Origin of the sequence: Campylobacter showae CC57C, assembly GCF_000344295.2 — a bacterium.
Classification (GTDB): Bacteria; Campylobacterota; Campylobacteria; order Campylobacterales; family Campylobacteraceae; genus Campylobacter_A; species Campylobacter_A showae_B.
The window spans coordinates 1-3,390 of the sequence record NZ_AOTD01000052.1; the positions used below are offsets into that span (position 1 = coordinate 1).

The window sequence follows — 3,390 nt, forward strand, 5'->3', positions numbered from 1 at the left end:
CAAAGTAACGGCGAAGCTCTGCTGCAAAAACGCTTTAACGCGCTTGATCTAAAAGCGCCTGCAACCACTGCAAAAGACGCTTTTTGGGCGCTAGATTACTATAAAAACACGTCAAAAAGGCAATATTATTTCTCAAATATGCGCAAAATACCAAACGAATGGTTTGAAAAAGTGCGCAAAAACGCGAGCGTAGAGAGCTTCGGTAAAGTCTCTCTACCTGCGATAACGACGGCAAATACTAGCCTGCGAAACATACCGACCGACGAGGCCGTACTCTATAATCCCGTGCGCGCAGGCGAAGGGCTGCCGTTTGACTACGCCCAGCTCTCTTTCGTCTCAATCGGTTATCCGCTTTACGTTTCGCACTTTTCGGCCGACGGCGCGTGGGCGTTCGTAGGTAGCGACGCCGCATGGGCCTGGGTGAAATCGACCGAAATCAAAATTTTAAGCGCGGACGGCGTGCGCGAGCTAAAAAACTCTAAATTTTTAAGTGTTATCAAAGACGAAGAACCTATCTACGACAAAAACGGCAACTTTTTGTTTTACGGGCGCATAGGTGCGATTTTGCCGTTTCAAAGCGAGGATCAGTTTAAATTTTACGGCAAAATCCAGACTCAAAACGGACTAAAAAACTACGAGATCTCAAAACAAAGCGCGAGCCGCTTTCCGCTTAAATTTAGCGATGAAAACGTAAGAACGCTGGCATCATCGCTACTCGGGCAAAGCTACGGCTGGGGCGGCTTCGGCGGTAAGCGCGACTGCTCGCTGTTTTTACAGGATTTCCTCGGTAGCTTTGGCGTGTGGCTGCCGCGAAACTCAAAGGCGCAAGGTCAGATCGGCAAGGTCGTGAGCCTGGCAAATTTAAGCGCAGAAGAAAAACTGCGCGTCATCAAAACGCAGGCAGTGCCGTATAGAACGTTATTTCACATGAACGGGCACATCATGCTCTACGCCGGTCTGCGCGGAGGCGAACCGCTCGCCGTGCACGACGTCTGGGGTATCCGCACGAAAGATAACGGCAGAGCCATGATCGGCGGCATAGCGATCACGACGCTAAAAATAGGCTCGGATGTCTCAGACATCGATCCAAAACGTTTGCTGGTTTCGCGGATAAATTCCATGAATACCTTTGAAGTGGCTAGCGGCGAAGAGGCGCAGCGCGCGAAAAAATCGGCGATCGAAAAAGCTTACGGCGTGAAAATAGTCGGCAACGAGGTGATTTTTGCGGATGGCGCTAAGATCAAATTTGACGACGGCGAGACAAAAGATACGGCGCACCTGCTAAACCTAGCTGATGTCGAGGATACTTTTGCGCAGCCTTATCCGCTATTTAAACCTCTGGCTCTACCTAGCAATGACGCTGGCAGATACCGAAATTACGAGCTTTTGGATAAAATTTACGGTGCAAACGAGGCGGAAGTGAAGGTAAATTTGACAGAAGTCGTTTGGCTAAAAAATCACGGTAGCAAGACGTTTAAATTTAACTCCAAAAACGGCGCAGCAGCTGCTCTGCAAGCTGTTTCAAACGAACTTGACGCGCTGGCCCTGCAAAAACCCGAGCTGCTAAAGTTTCTTGACAACCCGTCGGGTACCTTTAACTGGCGCGTGGTCGAGGGCACCAAGCGCAAGAGCGCGCACTCCTACGGCATCGCTATCGACATAAACACCGACAAGAGCGACTACTGGCGCTGGAGCAAGGACGGCCGCTACCGCAATCAAATCCCAGAGGAGATCGTACGCATTTTTGAGAAACACGGCTTTATCTGGGGCGGGCGCTGGGTGAGCTTTGACACGATGCACTTTGAGTATAGGCCGGAATTTGGGCATCTAAGATATTTTTGATAGCAGTTTTAACGATAAATTTGAGTGGAATTTGACTCAAATTTATCGTTATGTTTCGGCTAGCGGCTGGGATGTCGCCGTTTTGCCCTCTGTTAAAATTTGAGCTCTAATCGAGGCGACAAACAGTTTAAATTTGACTTTTTGGTTATGGGTAAATTTAAGCACCAACGGCTCAAAATTTATTTACCGCTTTGGCTGTTTGTAAAATTTACTCATTGATTTTAGCAGCAGTCTATGTATCAAATCTATTTTAAGCTTAAGTAAATTTGATAAATTTTAGCTCCAACTTGCCTTATGGCAGAAACTATAATAATGTTTACGCCGCTCGCTAGCAACCTAAACCAAATTCTCGCTAACAAATTTCAGCTACTTAATTTGCCGCCTTACACTACCGCGATTACAACGCTCGCACTTACAAACGCCTCTTGTAGCTCACTCTCAAACATCCGCTTGATCTCGCTTCAAAGTACGTAGTTGCCATCTCGCCAGGGGCGGCAGATCACGTTGCCTTCTTTGCCTGTGCTTAGGCAGACGCAGTTAAAATAGCTCTTGTCCGAAGCGTTGTCCGAGATAAGGTAAACAAGCCCGTTTTTGGGGATAAAATTTCCCTCTGCCAGCCCGCGCGGCACGGGCATTATCCTAATCGCCGCCCCGGCGTAAATTTTCGCTCCGTCCGCTATGTCTTTAACATTTATCCACTCGGCCATTTTGCGCTTCTTTTTCTAAATTTAGCTCTAAAAGCGCGCTCTCGCCAACTACCCGAACGCCAAGTTTTTTTAGCACCGCTGCGGTTATCCCATCGCCGCTAACGAGTCGCCCAGTAAAGCTTCCATCGTAAATCCAGCCGCTTCCGCAGCTTGGGCTTCGCTCTTTTAAAACCGCGATTTTACAGCCGTTTTCGCGAGCGACATCGGCGCAAATTTGAGCGCCGGAAATAAACTCATCCGTCACGTCGCGACCGCTAAATTTAGTTATTACTCGCCCATTTGTGCAAATTTCGGCAGGTTCGCGCGGAGTCGTTAGTCCGCCCATGCACTCCGGACAAACGGCGATGAGCTCGTAAATTTGCTCAAGTTTATCGAGCGCCTCCGCAGGGATAGCGTCTGTATTATTACCGCCGTTATATTTGCAGTTTTCGCCGAGCAAACAGGCGCTGATTAAAATTTTGGGTTTATTTTTCATCGTTAGTTCCGAAATTTGATGGTAGGTAGGCGTTATTTTGGCTCAAATTTACTAACGCTTCGGGTGGCAAATTTACCGCCGATTGGTTAGGCCAAATTTGACGAATTTGGGCTTAAATTTAACACACATCGCGTCAAATTTGACGACCCAATTTTGCCAAAGCTTTTTGCGAACTAGCCGCCAAATTTGGCAAATTTTAAGCCACCTTACGCAAAACACAAGGCAGGCTTAAACGCCAAATTTGCTCTAAAGTCCAGCCTCTTTTTTTATCTTATCTATATACATTTGCCTTAGCATAGGCACGTATTTACCGACTTTGCCGCCGCTTATCGGCTTGCCGTCGGCCTTGACGACGGGCAGTATCGG

The 3,390-nt window shown here is 47.8% G+C and carries 3 protein-coding genes and 1 pseudogene; 1 reads left to right on the forward strand and 3 read right to left on the reverse strand.

From position 1 onward, the window contains the following. On the forward strand, positions 1–1,842 hold a 1,842-nt coding region (locus H740_RS02165; RefSeq protein ID WP_002950805.1), incomplete at its 5' end, for a bifunctional C40 family peptidase/M15 family metallopeptidase. 461 nt (positions 1,843–2,303) lie between these two features. Here the strand turns inward: H740_RS02165 and H740_RS02170 are convergent. From H740_RS02170 to H740_RS11635, 3 genes and pseudogenes are all read right to left on the reverse strand, one after another. Next, a complete protein-coding gene (locus H740_RS02170) occupies positions 2,304–2,549 on the reverse strand; it encodes a hypothetical protein (RefSeq protein ID WP_002950807.1) in 246 nt (81 codons plus the stop codon). Continuing rightward, positions 2,527–3,024 carry a 2-thiouracil desulfurase family protein gene (locus H740_RS02175; protein ID WP_002950808.1) on the reverse strand — a complete coding sequence of 166 codons (498 nt, stop codon included), beginning with the start codon at positions 3,022–3,024 and terminating at the stop codon, positions 2,527–2,529. The genes H740_RS02170 and H740_RS02175 overlap by 23 nt, the downstream gene beginning before the upstream one ends. 246 nt (positions 3,025–3,270) lie before the next feature. Continuing rightward, positions 3,271–3,390: pseudogene (locus H740_RS11635) on the reverse strand (D-amino acid aminotransferase); the annotation flags it as partial.